Genomic DNA, 18,611 nt, shown 5'->3' on the forward strand with positions numbered 1-18,611 from the left:
TATTAAAGGACTGCTAGTACAATTCATCACCTAAAAAAGCACCGCAATTGCGGTGCTAAAATTTTTATATTTTAGTGACTACTAAATACACTTGGAAATAGACAATTTATTCGTTATCAAAGCCTTCTTTCATTTAGAAGGATTTTTCAATGTTATTCTGTTTCTTTATAGATAAAATAATCAAAATCGGCAGGCAGACTTTGCCCCGAAGTATCCTGACACTGCATACCGACAAATGCACCGGTAAAGAAGCCGCCACCTTGAATATAGTCATCGGATAATTTATGTGAAGCAAATGGAATAGGGATTAGTGTCCAGCTTTCGCCATTATATGAATACGAATATTCGTAAATAGACGTCTTAACATCTACTCGTAGATATATATATTCCAACTCTTCAGGAATAATAATTTCTCTTCCTTGGAGCGGTTGGTCAAACACAAAGTTATCGCATGTACTTAACTCAAGAATTCTTCCCTTTTCCTCATGCCACGAAATCTGAAGTGCTGTCCAGTTTTCCGTATTATAGTAATTAACAAGACCAGCCGATTGCTGGAAGCTATTCGGGTTAAAGGCTACTTTTGTTTCTGCAGTGAAGTTAAAGTGTTGCCAACGTCTTGCTATAAACGCTTGTGTAAATTTTGATGTTAATGATTCCTTCCCGTAAAGCCTTAAATGGCCGGGGTTATCTTTTAATGAAACAATATGTTCTCCAAGTGGTATACGCAGTGATTGGAAATGATTATTTAAGCGTTCGCCATTAAAATTGTCCTTCTCCTCAAAATCTTTTTCCCATGCTACTTCTTCAATAGCTGGCCCTTCAATTTCAAGTGATGGTCCGTTACCATTAACGACATAAGGCCAATCATTCTTCCACTCTAATCTTTGAATGGCCGTCTCTCTTCCCAGTGGACAATATCCTCGTGGATCGAGTAATGGCTGGTTATCTTTTGGTAGTGGTCTGCCAGTTAAGTGAACTAAAAACCATTCATCCGTATGGGTGTGAACGATAGAAGCATGACCAGACTTTTGTAAAGGATTTCGTGGATAGGGAAATGAAGTTATTAACGGATTATCCGGATGTACCTCGTAAGGCCCCTCTAATTTTTTCGAACGTGCAATAGTTGCAGCATGGTCGTATTTTGTGCCACCTTCTGCAGTCAATAAATAATAATAGTCATTGATCTTGTAAAGGTGAGGGGCCTCTACCAACTTAATATCTGTTCCTTTAAAAATAATAGTAGACTCCCCAACTAGTTTTTGCTGCTTTACATCATATTCCTGAAGTTCAATACCATAAAAATTATGATGGTGAAGACGGTGATCCCATTTCATATTTACTAAGTACTTTTTTCCAGATTCATCATGGTATAAGGATGGATCAAAACCAGAACTGTTCAGATAGATAGGCTCTGACCATTCTCCGTCAATTTTGTCGCATGTAACAAGATAGTTATGGCAATCCTTCCATTGTCCCTCTGTGACTTTTACATCCGTGAAAATTAGCCAAAACTGGCCATCACTGTAGGATAATGCAGGAGCCCAAACACCACCGGAGTTAGGATTCCCCATCATATTCAATTGACTAATACGATTAAGAGGACGGGAAGCTAAACGCCAATTTTTTAAATCCTTTGAATGATAAATACCAACACCGGGGAACCATTCAAATGTAGAAACGGCAATATAATAGTCTTCCCCAACTCTGCAAATACTTGGATCTGGATTAAACCCGGGTAAAATGGGATTTCGTATAGTTGTCAATTGTCATCATCCTTTGCATCCGATTATTTTTTGTCTACTTCAAGCTTATGTAGTTTCTATACAATACATTTGAAGATAGACTTCGCAGTATTGATGTCTCTTCTAATAATCTCGAAATAAATTTTCCAATATACCAATACATTTAACACTAGAAAAAATAAAACGGCAAGTCATAATTTTTAGATAATTTTAAAACTAGTAAAGCTTTTATTCTAATGTATTATCTTGTTGGATACTGACACTCAAAAAATTTTCAATGGAAAAAGCAGCAACCCCTAGAGCCGTAGATCGTGTCGAGAGCTCTGAAAAATCGATTTGCAAATCATTTTGTTGGAACCATAAAGCTTGATTCGAGACTCTCTTGTTTAACGAGTACTTTAACCATTTTTCAGAGTAAGCTAAACGGTTACCGATGATTACTTGTTGTGGGTTAAAGATATTAATAATGTTATTAATACCGATACCTAAATAGTCTCCCGTCTGTTCAAACAGTTTAATGACCTCGTCATTTCCACTCTCTGCTAGGTTTACTAAACCTTCTAAGTCTTGCGTATCAGAAGGAATATCCAATTTCTCAGCATGTCTAATGAGAGCTTGTTCTGAAGCATATAACTCCCAGCAACCCTCGTTTCCACAGCGACATTTAGCATCCCCTGCTTGGATGGTCATGTGACCTAATTCACCAGAGAATCCATTAAATCCTTTATAAAGGGAGCCATTGAGTATTAACCCAACACCGATACCTATACCAGCACTCACGTATATGACGTTTTCAAAATCTTTACCTGCACCGAAATGTTTTTCCCCGTATGCTCCGGCATTGGCTTCGTTTTCTATGATGATTGGAAGATTATATTTTTCTTCTAGTACCTCTTTCAGGTTTACATTTCTCCAGTTTAAATTCGGTGCTAGTAGAATGTTACCATCCTTATCCACAATCCCAGGTACGCCAACACCGATTCCTATAACGCCATGAGGACATTCAGGAGTGGCAGTGAGGAGGAACTCTATTGTTTCAAATAACTTTATCTCAATCTGTTCATAGGATAAATTCTTAAATGTTATTTGCTTCTCTTTGTGAATATTTCCGTTAAGGTCTGTTAGCACGCCAAGTAAATAGTTAACACCTATGTCTATTCCGATGGAGTAACCTGCTTTTTCATTGAAAAGCAACATAACTGGTCTTCTTCCACCACTGGATTCTCCAGGCCCAGATTCATAGATGAGATGTTCGTCTAGTAAATCATTTACTAAAGATGACACAGTTCCTTTGTTTAATCCGACCTGACTTGCAACAGAGGCCCTGGAGATAGGGGAATTGTATTTTATTTTATCTAGAACTAGCGATTTGTTCCCTTTTTTCACCACATGATGATTCCATGTTTGGTTAGCACTCAGTTTCATCCTATTCAGCTCTTTCTATATCATTTTCATCATTCTAACATATAAATGACAAAGAAAAAAACTTTGTTTATCCACTAGACTAACATAGTGTTATTTGCTACAATGAAAACGCATACAATAGTCAGAATATTGTTGTAAAAATAATTTGGGGTGGGGGAAATAAGAATGAAAATCAACAAAATGATTAAAATTCTATTATTTGCTTCTGTATTTTATTTATTGGCAGGATGTTCAGATTCAAACGAAACATCTTCAAACGCAAATGGGGACAAAGAGATTAAGTTTATGCATTTATGGCCCGAAGGAAGTTCCAAGCAGCATTACGATGTAGTAAATGAAATTATTGCGGATTATGAAAAAGAACATGAAGGAGTCAAGGTGGATCTGGAAGTTTTAAGTAATGAACAGTATAAAGACAAGTTAAGAGTTTTATCGACATCTAAAGAGCTTCCTGATGTAGGGATGACCTGGGCAGCAGGGTTCTTAGAGCCATATGTTGGTGGTAACATGTTCGCTCCTTTAGATGATGTCATTAAAGATCAATTAAGCGATAGCTTCGTTCCAGGAACTGCGGAAGCCTATGCCCTAGACGGTAAAACATACGGTTTACCATTAGAGTTAAACATTGTAACTCTTTATTATAATAAAGCCATGTTTGAGGAACATAATTTAGAAGCACCAAAGACTTTTGAAGAATTAGAAAATGTTATAAAAGTCTTTAAAGAAGATGGTATTGATCCAATTGCTTTAGGAAACAAAGATGCTTGGACAGGGTCACTTTGGTATATGTATTTAGCGGATCGTCTTGGAGGAGCAGAAGTTCTAAACAAGGCAATTGATCGTTCAGGTTCTTTTGAAGATCCAGCATTAGTAGAGGCAGCGAAAAAGGTACAAGATCTTGTGAATATGGGTGCATTCGTCAATGGGTTTAATGGTTTAGCAGATGAAGAAGCAAAAAGTATGTTCATGAGTGAGCAGGTTCCAATGTATTTGATAGCTACTTGGGATCTACCGAACTATACAACAAATGAATCTGTTCCGCAGGAATTTAGAGATTCTGTTGAATATCTGAAATTCCCGACTGTTGACGGTAATGGAGATATGGATAGCTTTGTTGGAGGACCAGGGGTAGGGCTATTCGTAGCTGAGAACTCAGATGTAAAAGAAGAAGCAAAGGATTTTGCAGCATACTTTGTTAAGCAATGGGGAGAAAAAGCTGTTACACAAGCTGGCGTAATCCCTGCTACTAAAGTAGATGCAGATTCATTGGATCTTCCGGAGATGTATATCAATATTTTGAATGAACTAAATGAGGCAAGTAATATTACTCTATTTGCAGATGTTCAAATGAGTCCAAATGTGGCGCAAGTTCATTTAGATTCTATTCAAGCTCTTTTTGGAAAGGAAATGACTCCAGAAGAATTTTCAAAAGCACATGAGGATGCCCTTTCAAAATAGAAGATAGCTTTAAGAAGAATTGTCAGTGTATGTGAGGGTTATCCTATTAGTTGGATAGCCCTTGTCTACCTGATAAGGAGGGAGTTACTTGTTATGAACAAGGTAATGTCTAACAAACTGCTAATAGCGTTATATATTTCTCCGGCGCTATTACTAGTTTTGGTGTTGGTATTCATTCCGCTAATTTTATCGGGATACTATGGCTTAATGGAATGGGATGGGATAGGTGAAAAAACGTTCGTCGGATTAGAGAATTATATAAAAGGTCTCCAGGATATGAAATTTTGGAGTAGTGCCTATCATTCATTCTTGTTAGCGATATTCTCCACGCTGAGCTTGGCCATTTATTTAACAATATCTTTTGTTTTGGCATCCAAGATAAAAGGATCTGATCTTTTAAGAAAAATATATTTAATACCGATGTTACTGTCCTCTGTGGCGATAGCACAGCTCTGGATTAAAGTGTATAACCCATCTAACGGTATTTTAAATGTTTTTCTAAAGCAAATAGGAGTGGAAAACCCTCCTGCTTGGTTAGCGGATCCGTCTCTCGTTTTGTTTGCTATATTTATCCCGATTTTGTGGCAATATGCAGGATTTTATATTTTGATTTACTATGCTGCATTGAAGAATATCCCAGAGTCATTAATTGAAGCAGCAAGAATGGATGGTGCTACAGCATTCCAAATTGCCACAAGGATTAAGCTGCCATTAATCAAAGAAGTCGTAAGTGTGACAGTCGTATTAGCGATAATTGGGTCGTTAAAATACTTTGATTTAATTTATGTGATGACTTCTGGTGGTCCGAATGGTGCAAGTGAAGTAATGGCTTCCTATATGTATAAACTAGCATTTTCAAGCTATAACTTTGGATATGGAAGTGCGATTGGATTCCTTCTATTAATTATTACTTTAATTGTAACTTTTGTTATTCGTAAATTAACTACACCAAAAGAGAGAATAGAATATTAAAGGAGGTTTGTATATGAAACGCGTTGGCTACTTCTTTCTATATTTCAGTCTAATAGTAGTAGCATTGTTTCAAATCATCCCGCTAATATGGTTATTTATTTTCTCATTAAAAGATAATCGGGAAATATTTGCGGGATCACCATTTGCCTTACCTTCTGAGTTTAGGTGGGAAAATTATCTAAAAGTTTGGGATGGAGGTATAGGAGTTTACTTTTTTAATAGTGTTTGGATTACAGCTCTTGCGATAGTGTTAACTGTTCTTTTTGCAAGTATGGCTACTTTTGCTATTACTCGAATGAGGTGGAAGCTAAGCGGAGCTGTACTAAGTCTGTTTATCATCGGGTTAATGATTCCTATCCATTCAGCGCTTATCCCACTCTACAGTATGTTTTTGAGTGTAAATTTAATAGATAACCCGTTCGGTGTTGTTATTACATATACAGCCTATAATCTGCCAATTACCATGATGATCTTACTCGGGTTCTATTACACGCTACCAAAGGAAATTGAGGAAGCTGCTGTTATAGACGGTTGCTCAGTTAATCGGATGTTTTTTAAGGTTATTCTTCCAATGACCACACCAGTAATGGCTACAACAGTAGTCATTAATATGATCTATAACTGGAATGAGTTTGTGTTCGTCAATACATTTATAAGCTCTGAGAAATACAAAACGTTAACGGTTGGTATCCAAAATTTCATTGGACAGTATATGACGGATTGGGGAGCGATAGGAGCTACACTGATCATAAGCGTATTGCCAATCATTATCGCCTTTATTTTCTTTAGCAATAAAGTAGTGGAAGGTATCTCGGCAAGTGCTGTGAAAGGGTAAAGCTAATAGCTTCACGTATATAGAAGCTATTACCCATTGCTTGATTTTAATGCCTCTTGTTTTTCACTTACTTTTTGAAATGCAAGGAGGCCAAATCTCATAGATATAAGAGCATAGACGCTTCCGCCAAATATAAATCCGATAGCTGGAAGAATGCTTATTAAATAGAAGAAGGGCAATAAGCAGAGAAAGATGAATAGCGTAGTAATTGGATTGATTAGCATAATAAAAAAGGAATTTTTTATCACCTGTCCTAGCTTTAAATTGAAATGTACAAAGGATGGAAAAAGGTAAAACAAAAACATAATGAATAGTAGCATAAAAGCAAATAGAGGAAGGTATGTCCAACTTAAAAGCTTGCTATTGGTAGATTGAATATAAAAAATATCTAACACAATAACTACTCCGATGATGGTAACAAAGATTCCTAACAAATTGCTTTTAACAAATTCATTTCTATAATGCTTCCAGAAAGTACTGAACAAGGGTAAATCGGTTTCACCTTTCAGCCACTCTCTTACAACTGCGAACATCGAAATAGTGGAGGGGAAAAAACCGAAAATTACGCCACCTAGCAGAGTAAAAAGTATCCATAGCACATTTAAATAAGCAAATTTAGTAATCCATTCGGTTGCGTTATAAATAAAGCTACTAGTTGCATTCATAGAAATCCGCCTTTGTTTTCTATTTTTTTTAATAAGTTAAATAATTATTAATAGCATACACTCTACTTTTGAAGAATGTCACCACTTTTATTTGAAAGTTATAACTTTGTTCAGATAATTTACAAACTAAATTAAAATACGCTCAGTGATATAACATCCTAAATCTGGTTGCTGAGAGTATAATCCGGAGGTATAAATGATGGTCTATTTTCAAAATGTAAAAAAAGTTAGATTCGAAGGTGCTACTTCGAAAAATCCTTATGCATTTAAGTTTTATAATCCGCAGGAGAAAATTGGCGATAAAACAATGGAAGAGGCCTTAAGGTATGCCGTGTCCTATTGGCATACGTTTACAATGGACGGTTCAGATCCATTTGGAGCGGGAAGTATGAATCGCCCTTGGGACAATTTTAGGGGGTTGGATTTAGCAAAAGCAAGGGTAGAGGCGTCCTTTGAGTTCTACGAAAAGATGGATGTCCCGTTTTTCTGCTTCCATGATGTTGATATTGCTCCAGAGGGAATTAATTTAAAGGAAAGCAATAATAATTTAGACGTGATTGTAAGCATGATAAAGGATTATATGAAAACTAGTAAAGCAAAATTGCTTTGGAATACGGCAAATAACTTTACCCATCCTCGCTTTGTTCATGGAGCTGCAACTTCGAGTAATGCGGATGTATTTGCGTACTCCGCTGCTAAAGTGAAAAAAGGGTTAGAAATTGGTAAGGAGCTTGGTGCACAAAATTATGTGTTCTGGGGTGGGCGAGAAGGTTACGACACTTTATTGAATACAAATATGAAACTAGAATTGGATAACCTGGCTCGTTTTTATCATATGGCTGTAGATTACGCTAAAGAAATTGGCTTTGATGCTCAATTCTTAATAGAACCAAAACCAAAAGAGCCATCTACTCACCAATATGATTATGATGTAGCCACTGCACATGCATTTTTACAAAGCTATGGTCTGGAAAAATCATTCAAGTTTAATATTGAAGCAAATCATGCAACGCTTGCTGGTCATACATTTGAGCATGAGCTTCATTATGCGCGCATTAATAATATGTTAGGCTCAGTTGATGCTAACCAAGGTAACCCACTTCTTGGATGGGATACCGACGAATTCCCAACAGATTTATGGACTACAACTCTTGCGATGTATGAAATCTTGCAAAATGGTGGACTAGGCAGAGGTGGTTTAAACTTTGATGCAAAAGTTAGAAGAGCATCATTTGAACCAGAGGACTTGTTCCATGCACATATCGCTGGAATGGACGCTTTTGCAGTAGGTTTACGAGTGGCTCAAAATCTAATAGATGATAAAGTGCTTGAAAATGTTGTAGAAGATCGTTACAAAACGTACAAAGAAGGCATTGGATTAGAGATAGTTGAAGGTAAAACAGATTTCCATAAACTAGAAGCATATGCTTTAGAGCTACAAGATATTAAACAGACTTCCGGTCGTCTAGAGCAGATTAAGGCGACAATCAATCAGTATTTATTACAGGCGTTTAAGAAATAATACGCTTTCATATGGTAGGGGGGCTGAAGTATGAAATATGTCATTGGAGTAGATTTAGGAACGAGTGCTGTAAAAATATTACTCATAAATAAAAACGGAAAAGTCGTTCAAAGTGTTTCGAGATCATACCCCTTAATACAGGAAAAAACAGGTTACAGCGAACAAAATCCTCAGCACTGGGTTGACCAAACACTTTTGGGGTTAGAGGAGCTTTTGAAGGATTACTCGGACGATGTTGTGAATATAGAAGGGTTAAGTTTTTCTGGTCAGATGCACGGTCTGGTTCTGTTAGATGAGCAAAATGAAGTATTACGGCCTGCGATTCTTTGGAATGACACTCGTACTTCCGCTCAGTGTCAGCAAATCTATGATGTGATTGGCGAGGAAAGACTGCTTCAAATAACAAAAAATCCTGCTTTAGAGGGTTTTACTCTACCGAAAATATTATGGGTGAAGGAACATGAGCCAAATATATTTGAGAAGGCAAAGACATTTATACTCCCTAAGGATTATCTAAGATTTAAACTTACAGGACAACTACATATGGAGTATTCGGATGCTGCTGGAACTCTTCTACTAGATGTTAGTAGAAAAGAATGGAGCACGGCTATATGTACATTATTAGATATCAATCCTAGTCTATGCCCTCCATTGGTAGAATCCCACGACGAAGTTGGTTCACTTTCTTTGGAGGCTGCGCAAGCCACTGGTCTTTCAGCTACTACTCGTGTATTTGCTGGTGGTGCGGATAATGCATGTGGAGCGATAGGTTCTGGAATTTTAGAAGATGGAAAAACTCTATGCAGCATAGGTACATCCGGAGTTGTATTATCCTATGAAGCAACATCGAATAAAAATTTTGATGGAAAGGTTCATTATTTTAATCACGGAGCGCCGGATGCTTTTTATACAATGGGTGTAACGCTTTCAGCAGGATACAGCTTAACTTGGTTTAAAGAGGTATTTGCAAAGGAAGAATCGTTCCAACAACTATTGTCTGAGGTAGGTTCTGTTCCAGTAGGTTCAAATGGGTTAGTATTTACCCCTTATCTAGTTGGAGAAAGAACTCCTTATGCAGACGCGGCAGTTCGTGCAAGTTTTATTGGGATGGACAGTTCTCACCAACGTAAGAATTTTACTCGTGCAATTTTAGAAGGAATAACATTCTCTCTGCTAGAATCTATTGAAATCTTTCGACAAAACGGTAAGTTAATAGATACTATTGTGTCCATTGGCGGTGGCGCTCAAAATGAAGATTGGCTTCAAATGCAGGCAGATATTTTTAATGCCAAAATTGTTCGCTTAACGAGTGAACAGGGCCCAGGAATGGGTGCTGCGATGTTAGCAGCCTATGGTTGTGGATGGTTCGATTCGTTAAAGGATTGTGCAGACGAGTTTTTGAAGGTGGAGAAGCAGTTTACTCCTATTAAAGCCAATGTAATAAAATATAAGAAATTATTTCCTATTTATCAAAAGGTTTATTTTCACACGAAAGACCTGAATAAAAATCTTTTAGAATTCCGTGAGTAAGGATGAATAAATTGAGTCTCAACTTATATAGTTGGGACTCTTATTTATAAGGCGATTGGAAGTGAAATTACATAGGAGAGGAATGAAGCAAAGTGTTAGTGCAGAAGAAGCTAATTGGATTAATAGACGACGACCAGCCTGTTACATTGTTTACAGTAAAAAATAAAAATGGTTTTGAAATATCTTGCATGAATTATGGATGTGTAATTACTAAAATTTTAGCATCTGACCGTAGAGGGCAATATGAAAATGTAGTATTGGGGTTCGATACAATTGAGGAGTACGGTCAAAACGCCAAGTATTTAGGAGCTGTCGTAGGTCGAGTCGCTGGTCGTATTAAACGAGGAACTTTCCGCTTAGGAGAGAATGTCTACAATATTCCAAAGAACGAGAAAAACAACCATATACATGGAGGGGCCAAAGGATTCAGTCACGTATTATGGGATGCTACCGTGTTAGAAGGAGAAGAGGAAACAACGATTGAATTTACATACTTAAGTGAAGATGGGGAAGAGGGGTACCCTGGAAATTTAGAAATGAAAGTAACTTATACGATTCTAAATGAAAGAGACACTCTATCTATTACGTACAAAGGTATTTGTGATAGGGATACTGTGGTAAACGTAACAAATCACTCTTATTTCAATCTTAGTGGAAACCTACAGAGGGATGTATTGGACCATGAACTAATGATAGAAAGTTCTACATACTTGGAGTTGGATGAGGAATTTCTCCCAACTGGAAATTTAGTTCCAGTAGATGATACTGTATTTGACTTTCGGAAGTTTCGTAAAATTGCTGATGGAGTAGACTCGGTTCATCCTCAAACTGTGCTAGTAGGTCACGGTTATGATCATCCATTTCTATTGGAAGATAATTCTGGCACAATCGTATTAACAGAAAAGGAAAGTGGTCGCAAACTAATAGTAGAAACGACAGAATCTGCAGTAGTCCTCTATTCTGGAAATAACTTGGCTGGCTCTGAAACAATGAGAGGAGAACAGGTAAGAAACTATTTAGGTGTATGCTTAGAAACACAAGGTCCACCTGACTCCATTCATCATCCTCATTTTCCTTCCTCAATTCTACTAGCAGGGAATGAGTACAAATCAACGACAATCTATTCCTTTGAAGTGATAATTGATTGACAATGTATGTAAAAGAGGATCTTCTTGGCATAGGTGCAAATATATTTGAGGATAAAGTAAGACAGTGGTTGATTATTTAACACATAATAAAACATCTTCAATTGGCACTTGTCCAATTGAAGATGTAAAATAATTAAAGATCAATAATTTCATCATATCCGATTAATTTATCCATATGGCTTGCGATCATAGCTATAATTGTACTTGCCTCATCTTTTTTAAAAGTAAAGGTACTTTCATCGACGAACTCCTCATCATCTACCCAGCTACGATTTCTTCTACGGAGAACACCATCGCCATTGGCACTGTCTATACCGAACTGATATGTTACCTCAATATTATCATCTATTAAAAATGCAGTAACCTCAGGTGTTTCCCAATCCACATCAATTTCTTCTAACATGATTTCATCGTCATCATCATTGTCATCGTTGTCACCATCATCATCCAAATAAATTAATTCACTTACACTGTCATCTTCAAGAAATTCGTGAAAGCTTTCATGAACAGCTTCTATAATATCAGTAATGTCATCTAACATTATTCTGGTAGGTTGGAGAAGTTCAACATCGAAACTTTCAACATAGAACTCTTCATTATAAGGATCAAATAGAATAGTGCAAAAATAGTCTCGCTCATCCTCTAACGTACTAACAAAAAATTCAATTCGCGGATGTTTAGAGGCGCGATTAATGTTCATGTGGCCGACTTGATCGTACTGCTCGCAAATCGAATTCAAATGATCCTGTAGCTCCTCTGTTACTCTGTCAAACCATTCTGTAGTCATAGTCATTACCGCCTCTCATCATTTTCTCCTACTATCTTGTCCTAACAAGGAGTTATTATTCCAACGAATGAAAGAAATTGAAAAAGAAACGACAAAAAAAGAAGGCCCATTGATCTTTGCATCAATAGGTCTTCTTTTTATTGGAAGCGGGTGAAGAGAATCGAACTCTCATCATCAGCTTGGAAGGCTGAGGTTTTACCACTAAACTACACCCGCATATTAAAACATAAATGGTGGCTCAGGACGGAATCGAACCGCCGACACAAGGATTTTCAGTCCTTTGCTCTACCGACTGAGCTACTGAGCCTAAATTTGTATCAAGTAAACGAAGCTTAGTATCTCATAGTCAGTTAAGTATAATACAAAATATGTATGTTATATCACTTAGTTGCATAGGAACTGCTTGCTTACAAAAAAATGGCGGTCCCGACCGGGATCGAACCGGCGATCTCCTGCGTGACAGGCAGGCATGTTAACCGCTACACCACGGGACCATTTGGTTGCGGGGACAGGATTTGAACCTGTGACCTTCGGGTTATGAGCCCGACGAGCTACCGAACTGCTCCACCCCGCGACAATAAGAAAGAGTTGAAATTTAAATCAACTACGCATTATAAACTAGTATACTATATTTTAAACTTACAAACAACGTAAATAAAAATGGAGGAGGAAGAGGGATTCGAACCCCCGCGCGGTATGACCCGCCTGTCGGTTTTCAAGACCGATCCCTTCAGCCGAACTTGGGTATTCCTCCATATAATGTTACTGTACTAGCAACAAGACAAGAACTAGTATACCATTTTAAAAAAATAAAAGCAACCTCCTTTTTCTTCTAAAACAAATTTTAAGGTTATATCCGTAATAATAAAAGTTGTTTCTTCTCTTAAATGAAACATTTTTCCATTATGTTACGTATGGAATTATAAGTAAGTTTAAAAGCAAGGAGGAATTTCATGAATCGGCTATTTACTTTATTAACTATATTGCTCATATTGTTCCTATCAGCTTGCTCGAATGAATCTCAAGCAGGTGAAGAAAATAAAAAAATAAATGACAATCAAAAAATAGTAACAGAAGAGGAGAACACTGAAAAAGAAAAACTCCTCGCAATTGAAAAAATTATTATTCCGACAGATTTAGAGGAATGGAAGAATTCTGAGCCAGGTTTGTTCGCACTAGACTATTCTTTTGAACACGAAACATCCAGTTGGCCAAAGGATGCAAGAGAGTTAACACTAGATGAACAAGAAGAGCTTAAAAATACTACGGACATGATAAAAGATGAGGAAACATTATTTAAAATGCTTCTCTATTATTTCGGTAGCACTGTGTATAGTTATCTGTTAGATAAACAGATGAATTATGTAGCCGTTTTAAATGAACCATATTTGCCTGAGCCTACTAAAGAAACAATCTCAGGTGGAAGTAATGAGGAAGTTACACCAAAGTCGATGCTATTACTCGATGCAAGTTCAAGTATGCTATTGTCCGTAGATGGCAAACAAAAGATGGGGATAGCAAAAACTGCTATGAAGCGTTTTGCAAAGACGATTGGAGCTTCTAGTGAAGTTTCTCTTTATGTCTATGGCCATGAAGGTTCACAGGAGGATAAAGATAAGGAACTTTCTTGTACAAAGATAGATGAGATTTATCCAATGCAGTCTTATAGTACGGATAAATTTGATCCTGTAGTGGATGATGTCGCAGCAAAAGGATGGACTCCATTAGCTGCCGCCATAAAAACAGCAAATGAAGCAAGTAAGAATTATGAAGGTGCATTAACTGTTTATATTGTTAGTGACGGAGCAGAGACATGCGACGGGGATCCTATTAAAGAGGCTGAAGAGTTTGCTAAAGGAAATGAAAACCGTCAAGTAAATATTATTGGCTTTAATGTAGACCAAAAAGGTCAAGATCAATTAAAGGCTGTAGCTGAAGCGGGAAAAGGAGAATATATTTCTGCTGAAAATAGCGACGAATTGAATAAAAGTATCGAAGAAAAGTGGGTTATTCCAAGTGTCTTAGATGTGGCTTATATTCAATTAAATGCACCCAATGGTTTTGCTATTTCTAATGCGCAGTATGATATTAGTAAAATTTCGCTTTCCCTTTCTTTTGCCATTTCCAATGAACGGAATCGATTGAGTCAAATGGTGACATGGATGGAAACGGAAGAAATAATATCAGCACATCAAGCAGAAGCACTACAAACTAAGGTGCAGGAACGAAAAGACACATTATCCAAGTGGAATGATGATTTAAGTGAATCAAAAAAACAGACGGTGGAAAACGAATATAATCGCATCCATCAAAAAATTAAAGCTTGGACAGATGAAGTGAATAAGCTGAGGTCTGAACAGTCTTAATAGGAGGGCTATTAATGAGTACATTTTTCATTATCGCAATCGTGGTAATTGCCTTCATTTTTTATCATTTACTTACTAGAGAAAGAAAGAAATTAAAGAAGTTTAGAGAAGAATGGGCTTCTGGTATATTTTCCTCACCAGAAGCAGATTTGAACTCCATATCCTCCTATTGGTTTAATGAGAAAAAACAATTGAAAGTTTATGATGGTGTGGATGAGCTGACGTGGGCTGATTTAGGAATGAATGAGGTTTTCAAAAAGCTAAATTACACTCAATCATCTGTAGGGGAGGAATACTTATTTAATGAGCTTCGAGCAATCGACCCAAACAAGAAAGAAAGCAATGAAGCATTGTATTCGCTACTTACAGAAAACGTAAACTTGAGAGAAAAAATACTTCTAATACTTTCTGATCTTGGCAAAGAAAACTATACAAATTCATCTTCCTATTTCTTTGACTTCAAAGAGATTGAAATAAAAAATACTTATATGTACGTAATCCTTGCACTTCTGCCCATAGCTTCTCTACTTTTCCTATTTATAAGTATTAAATATGGAATATTAAGTTTTATAGGCTCACTGATCTTAAATGGAATCATTTATTATCGAAACAAGACAAAGATAGAAAATAACCTTCATTCGGTGGGGTATGCTGCTGCTATTATATTTGCTGGTAAGCGAATAGCTTCTCTTAAAGATTTGATGCTAATGCCATATATAGATGGACTAAAAAAAAGTGTTCAGCCTTTAAAAAAGGTAGTTACCTTTAACAGAATTGCAACCTTAGGAAGTGGAGGAAGTGGTGAGTTTGATTTATTGTTAGAATACGTGCGTATCCTCTTTTTGTTAGATTTTATTTCCTATAATAAGATTTTCAAAACAATTTCTGCTCACCAAAAGGAATATGAAGAAGTTTGGACTTTAGTAGGAAAGCTTGATGCGGCAATAGCAGTCAGTTATTACCGTAATACATTAGATACATACTGTACACCTACTTTTACAGACCAAGAGGTACTTACATTTGAAAAAATGGCGCATCCTCTTCTAGTAAAGCCAGTTTTAAATTCTTCTCATTTAAGGAAATCTACGCTTATCACAGGCTCTAATGCTTCTGGGAAGTCTACATATATTAAAGCTGTGGCTATTAATGCCATCCTAGCACAAACAATCAATACAGCAATTGCAAAAAGCTGGACTATGAAGCCTAGTTATATCGTAACTTCTATGGCGGTTCAGGATAATGTGTTGAATGGTGACAGCTATTTTATTGCTGAGATAAAATCGTTACAGCGAATTATTCGCCTCATAACGGGAGGAAAGCCTTGTATTTCGTTTATAGATGAAATTCTAAAAGGGACAAATACCATTGAACGAATAGCAGCGTCGGCCTCCATTATGGAGTGGCTATCTCTAAATAAAGGTATAAATTTGTTGGCAACCCATGACATCGAGCTGACCGAAATAGCGGAAAGTATATATGATAATTATCACTTTAGGGAAAAGGTTGAAGGTGGAGAAGTACAATTTGATTATAAAATTCATGATGGGCCTTCTATTTCAAGAAATGCTATAAAATTGCTAGAAATACTTGGATATCCAGATGAGATAACCAAAAGATCTAACGTTTTAGCTCAAAACTTTACAGTACATAGAACATGGGAAGCTTTAAAGGGAAGAGAAAACACGATAGATAGTTTATTTTAAGAATGAATTTTCCATTTTGAGAGTCTTTATATTTTATATTCTCGAAAATAAATCATACACACCTCACATTTGGGCAATCTAAGAAAAATGATTTGCTGGGAGGTGTTTTTTATGTTGATTGAAAGATCGTCTTCCTGGAAGGAAGGCTTAACAAAACGATTGGAAAATGAAGAGTCATGGGATAATTGGAATCTCTATAATATGAGCTATGACATAGTAAAAAATAATTTAATAACTGAGTTTACGGGACTTCAGTCTCCAAAGTATTTGCCAAATCTTCAGGCTTTAAACCATCAATTAGAGGTGGCGCAGACAGTTATTGAACGTATGAATGGGAAAGCAATTTTAGCGGACGAGGTAGGTCTGGGTAAAACGATTGAGGCAGGCTTAATATTGAAAGAATATATGGTACGGGGACTTGTTAAAAAGGCTCTAATACTAGCACCAGCATCTTTGATTAATCAATGGGTGGAAGAGATGAATTTCAAATTTCATATACCTGCCATCCCATACAAAAAGAGTTATTCCCTTGACCACAATGACATTGTCATAATGAGCATGGATACAGCCAAAAAAAGTCCGCATAAAGAACTCATATATGCTCAAAATTATGACATGATCATCATTGACGAGGCGCACAAGCTGAAAAATCATAAAACGAAAATATATGAATTCGTTCAAGGGTTAAAAAAGAAATTCTGCTTGCTGTTAACAGCGACGCCTGTTCAAAACGATGTATTTGAATTATTTTATCTTATTTCTCTATTGAAGCCAGGTCATTTGGGTAATTATGAGACATTCCAGGAGTCTTTTTCTGCAAGCAAGCACAGCCTAGAGCATGATGAGTATTTAAGGGAACTGGTGAATCAGGTAATGGTAAGAAACAGAAGGCAGGATACTGGAATTGAATGGACAACTCGTAAGGTGAATATAATTCCAATTGAATTTACAAAAGAGGAAAAGGAAGCATATGAGATGATTTCCGATTTAAAGAATATTTCCTCTGTTTTTTCTGGTGCTTTTTCTATGATTACACTTCAAAAGGAAATGTGTAGCAGCAAGGAAGCAACCTGTTTAACACTTAATAACATGGTGGAGAAATGTACCAACCGCGAAGAGGTTGCTTATGTGCAAAGTGTGATGCAGAAGCTCATGTCTCTTGAAGTTAACTCTAAAGCAGAAAAAGCTTATGAGATTATTGCAGAAGCAAATGACAAGGTGATTATTTTTACGGAATACCGTGCAAGTCAAATTTATCTGCAATGGTATTTAAGCACGAAGGGAATTACAAGTGTTTTATTTAACGGGAAGTTCAACAAAAACAAGCGTGATTGGATGAAGCATTTGTTCAAGGAGCAGGCACAGGTGCTAATAGCAACCGAATCGGGTGGAGAAGGTATCAATCTCCAGTTTTGTCATCATGTTATCAACTATGATCTTCCTTGGAACCCGATGAAGCTAGAGCAACGAATTGGGCGAGTGCATAGATTAGGGCAAGAGCATGATGTCCACATCTATAATTTGGCTATTCAGGATACGATTGAGCAGCATATTCTAGATTTGCTTTACACCAAAATCGATGTATTTGAAAAGGTAGTCGGCGAACTAGATGATATTCTAACGACTTATAAAAAAACAATATAGTGCAGGTAGGGTATGGAAGGAGGGTATGCATGTACCCAAAACAAGTTCACGATTTTTTACTTCAATTTTTTAAAGAAAATAATTGCCCGATATTAAGTGAGAGCGACCATTACGTGGTCGTTCAATTGACGGAAGAGATGGATAAAAAGCTTATGAATCGACCGTATTATTGGCAATATGTAGAAGCAACTGGTGCCGAGTCGAGTCCTATGCAGCTGACATTCATTACAGACAAAACGAAGCTGCAAGAGGATATAAAAGGAGAGGTAATCCATTTTGGTTCGAACAGGCTTAACCAAATGTTCCAAGCGGCACAGGAGCTCGGGTCATTTGTCCATATGTATGAAAAGGTAGTAAGTGATACCCAAGTCATATTTACACCTTGGTTAGGGGTCAATTATAAGGTTACCTACTATAGTGATCAGACAAAGGAAACTCTCTTCTCCTTGGGGTTAAATTTAATGACTGGAATTGTTAGGGAGGATTTCCACGATTCGATGAAAGAAATTAGTTTTGATGTGGCTATGCCAGACAATGTATTTAATCTGCCATATATCATTAAGCCATTACGTGGTTTAGAGCGGTTAGATGCAGTAATTGACGGTATTATTGCTAACGACGATCATACATGGGCGGAAGAAGCAAAAGAAAGATGGCGAAGGAGCCTAGAGGTACTTGAATACTTTTATGAAGGTGTAGAAGAGAAGCCAGAGTGCTACGAAATGGAGAAAAAGGCTCTCGAGGAGCAGTATGCGGCTCGAGTTGGTATTGAGATTATTAGCGGTGGTTTGTTTTATATGCGATGATAAATGAC

At 36.9% G+C, this 18,611-nt stretch carries 14 protein-coding genes and 5 tRNA genes; 10 read left to right on the plus strand and 9 right to left on the minus strand.

All coding sequences use genetic code 11. The features are described from left to right. Positions 1–152: 152 nt before the first annotated feature. Together MHB55_RS01405 and MHB55_RS01410 are read right to left on the minus strand one after the other, a co-directional pair. Positions 153–1,763, minus strand: a complete 1,611-nt coding sequence (locus tag MHB55_RS01405) for a glycoside hydrolase family 43 protein (protein WP_340862390.1) — start codon at positions 1,761–1,763, stop codon at positions 153–155. 207 nt (positions 1,764–1,970) lie between these two features. Beyond that, positions 1,971–3,167 (minus strand): ROK family protein, encoded by a 1,197-nt coding sequence (locus MHB55_RS01410; protein ID WP_427657540.1) that lies wholly within the window; start codon positions 3,165–3,167, stop codon positions 1,971–1,973. 165 nt (positions 3,168–3,332) lie between these two features. Here MHB55_RS01410 and MHB55_RS01415 point away from each other — a divergent pair, with 165 nt between their 5' ends. The 3 genes from MHB55_RS01415 to MHB55_RS01425 all read left to right on the plus strand — a co-directional run bounded on the left by MHB55_RS01415 (position 3,333) and on the right by MHB55_RS01425 (position 6,432). Then, on the plus strand, positions 3,333–4,625 hold the full coding sequence (locus MHB55_RS01415) for an extracellular solute-binding protein (protein WP_154311843.1): 1,293 nt from the start codon (positions 3,333–3,335) through the stop codon (positions 4,623–4,625). Between the two features lie 93 nt (positions 4,626–4,718). Beyond that, positions 4,719–5,597: a carbohydrate ABC transporter permease gene (locus MHB55_RS01420; RefSeq protein ID WP_340862391.1), complete on the plus strand. Its 879-nt coding sequence runs from the start codon at positions 4,719–4,721 to the stop codon at positions 5,595–5,597. Positions 5,598–5,610: 13 nt separating this feature from the next. After that, entirely contained in the window at positions 5,611–6,432 is an 822-nt protein-coding gene (locus MHB55_RS01425) for a carbohydrate ABC transporter permease (RefSeq protein ID WP_340862392.1), read from the plus strand. Between the two features lie 29 nt (positions 6,433–6,461). Here MHB55_RS01425 and MHB55_RS01430 read toward each other — a convergent pair whose 3' ends face one another. Further along, positions 6,462–7,097, minus strand: a complete 636-nt coding sequence (locus tag MHB55_RS01430) for a YesL family protein (protein ID WP_154311837.1) — start codon at positions 7,095–7,097, stop codon at positions 6,462–6,464. 199 nt (positions 7,098–7,296) lie between these two features. On the opposite strand from MHB55_RS01430, the gene xylA reads away from it, so the two are divergent. The 3 genes from xylA (at position 7,297) to MHB55_RS01445 (ending at position 11,297) form a co-directional block, all read left to right on the plus strand. After that, entirely contained in the window at positions 7,297–8,619 is a 1,323-nt protein-coding gene (xylA, locus tag MHB55_RS01435; RefSeq protein ID WP_340863947.1) for a xylose isomerase, read from the plus strand. 30 nt (positions 8,620–8,649) lie between these two features. Beyond that, positions 8,650–10,149, plus strand: coding sequence for a xylulokinase (gene xylB / locus MHB55_RS01440; protein WP_154311835.1), 1,500 nt, complete (start codon positions 8,650–8,652; stop codon positions 10,147–10,149). 98 nt (positions 10,150–10,247) lie between these two features. Continuing rightward, positions 10,248–11,297, plus strand: a complete 1,050-nt coding sequence (locus MHB55_RS01445) for an aldose epimerase family protein (RefSeq protein ID WP_445678241.1) — start codon at positions 10,248–10,250, stop codon at positions 11,295–11,297. Positions 11,298–11,430: 133 nt separating this feature from the next. Here MHB55_RS01445 and MHB55_RS01450 read toward each other — a convergent pair whose 3' ends face one another. The 6 genes from MHB55_RS01450 to MHB55_RS01475 form a co-directional block, all read right to left on the minus strand. After that, entirely contained in the window at positions 11,431–12,084 is a 654-nt protein-coding gene (locus tag MHB55_RS01450) for a hypothetical protein (protein WP_340862394.1), read from the minus strand. Positions 12,085–12,229: 145 nt separating this feature from the next. Continuing rightward, positions 12,230–12,300 (minus strand) — tRNA-Gly (locus MHB55_RS01455). A gap of 15 nt (positions 12,301–12,315) precedes the next feature. Then, positions 12,316–12,391, minus strand: a tRNA-Phe gene (locus MHB55_RS01460). A gap of 111 nt (positions 12,392–12,502) precedes the next feature. Beyond that, a tRNA-Asp gene (locus MHB55_RS01465) sits at positions 12,503–12,578 on the minus strand. A gap of 3 nt (positions 12,579–12,581) precedes the next feature. Continuing rightward, positions 12,582–12,658: transfer RNA gene (locus MHB55_RS01470), tRNA-Met, on the minus strand. A gap of 87 nt (positions 12,659–12,745) precedes the next feature. Then, a tRNA-Ser gene (locus tag MHB55_RS01475) sits at positions 12,746–12,838 on the minus strand. A 199-nt stretch (positions 12,839–13,037) separates the two neighbouring features. Between MHB55_RS01475 and MHB55_RS01480 the strand changes: the two genes are divergently transcribed. The 4 genes from MHB55_RS01480 to MHB55_RS01495 all read left to right on the plus strand — a co-directional run bounded on the left by MHB55_RS01480 (position 13,038) and on the right by MHB55_RS01495 (position 18,603). Beyond that, a complete protein-coding gene (locus MHB55_RS01480) occupies positions 13,038–14,450 on the plus strand; it encodes a vWA domain-containing protein (protein ID WP_340862395.1) in 1,413 nt (470 codons plus the stop codon). 14 nt (positions 14,451–14,464) lie between these two features. After that, the gene (locus MHB55_RS01485; protein WP_340862396.1) at positions 14,465–16,153 is read left to right on the plus strand and encodes a MutS-related protein; all 1,689 of its coding nucleotides are present in this window, start codon (positions 14,465–14,467) and stop codon (positions 16,151–16,153) included. Positions 16,154–16,264: 111 nt separating this feature from the next. Further along, a complete protein-coding gene (locus MHB55_RS01490; protein WP_144538427.1) occupies positions 16,265–17,797 on the plus strand; it encodes a DEAD/DEAH box helicase in 1,533 nt (510 codons plus the stop codon). 29 nt (positions 17,798–17,826) lie between these two features. Further along, the gene (locus MHB55_RS01495) at positions 17,827–18,603 is read left to right on the plus strand and encodes a YqhG family protein (RefSeq protein WP_144538428.1); all 777 of its coding nucleotides are present in this window, start codon (positions 17,827–17,829) and stop codon (positions 18,601–18,603) included. Positions 18,604–18,611 lie beyond the last annotated feature (8 nt).

Origin of the sequence: Psychrobacillus sp. FSL K6-1267 (assembly GCF_038003265.1) — a bacterium.
GTDB classification, from domain to species: Bacteria; Bacillota; Bacilli; order Bacillales_A; family Planococcaceae; genus Psychrobacillus; species Psychrobacillus faecigallinarum.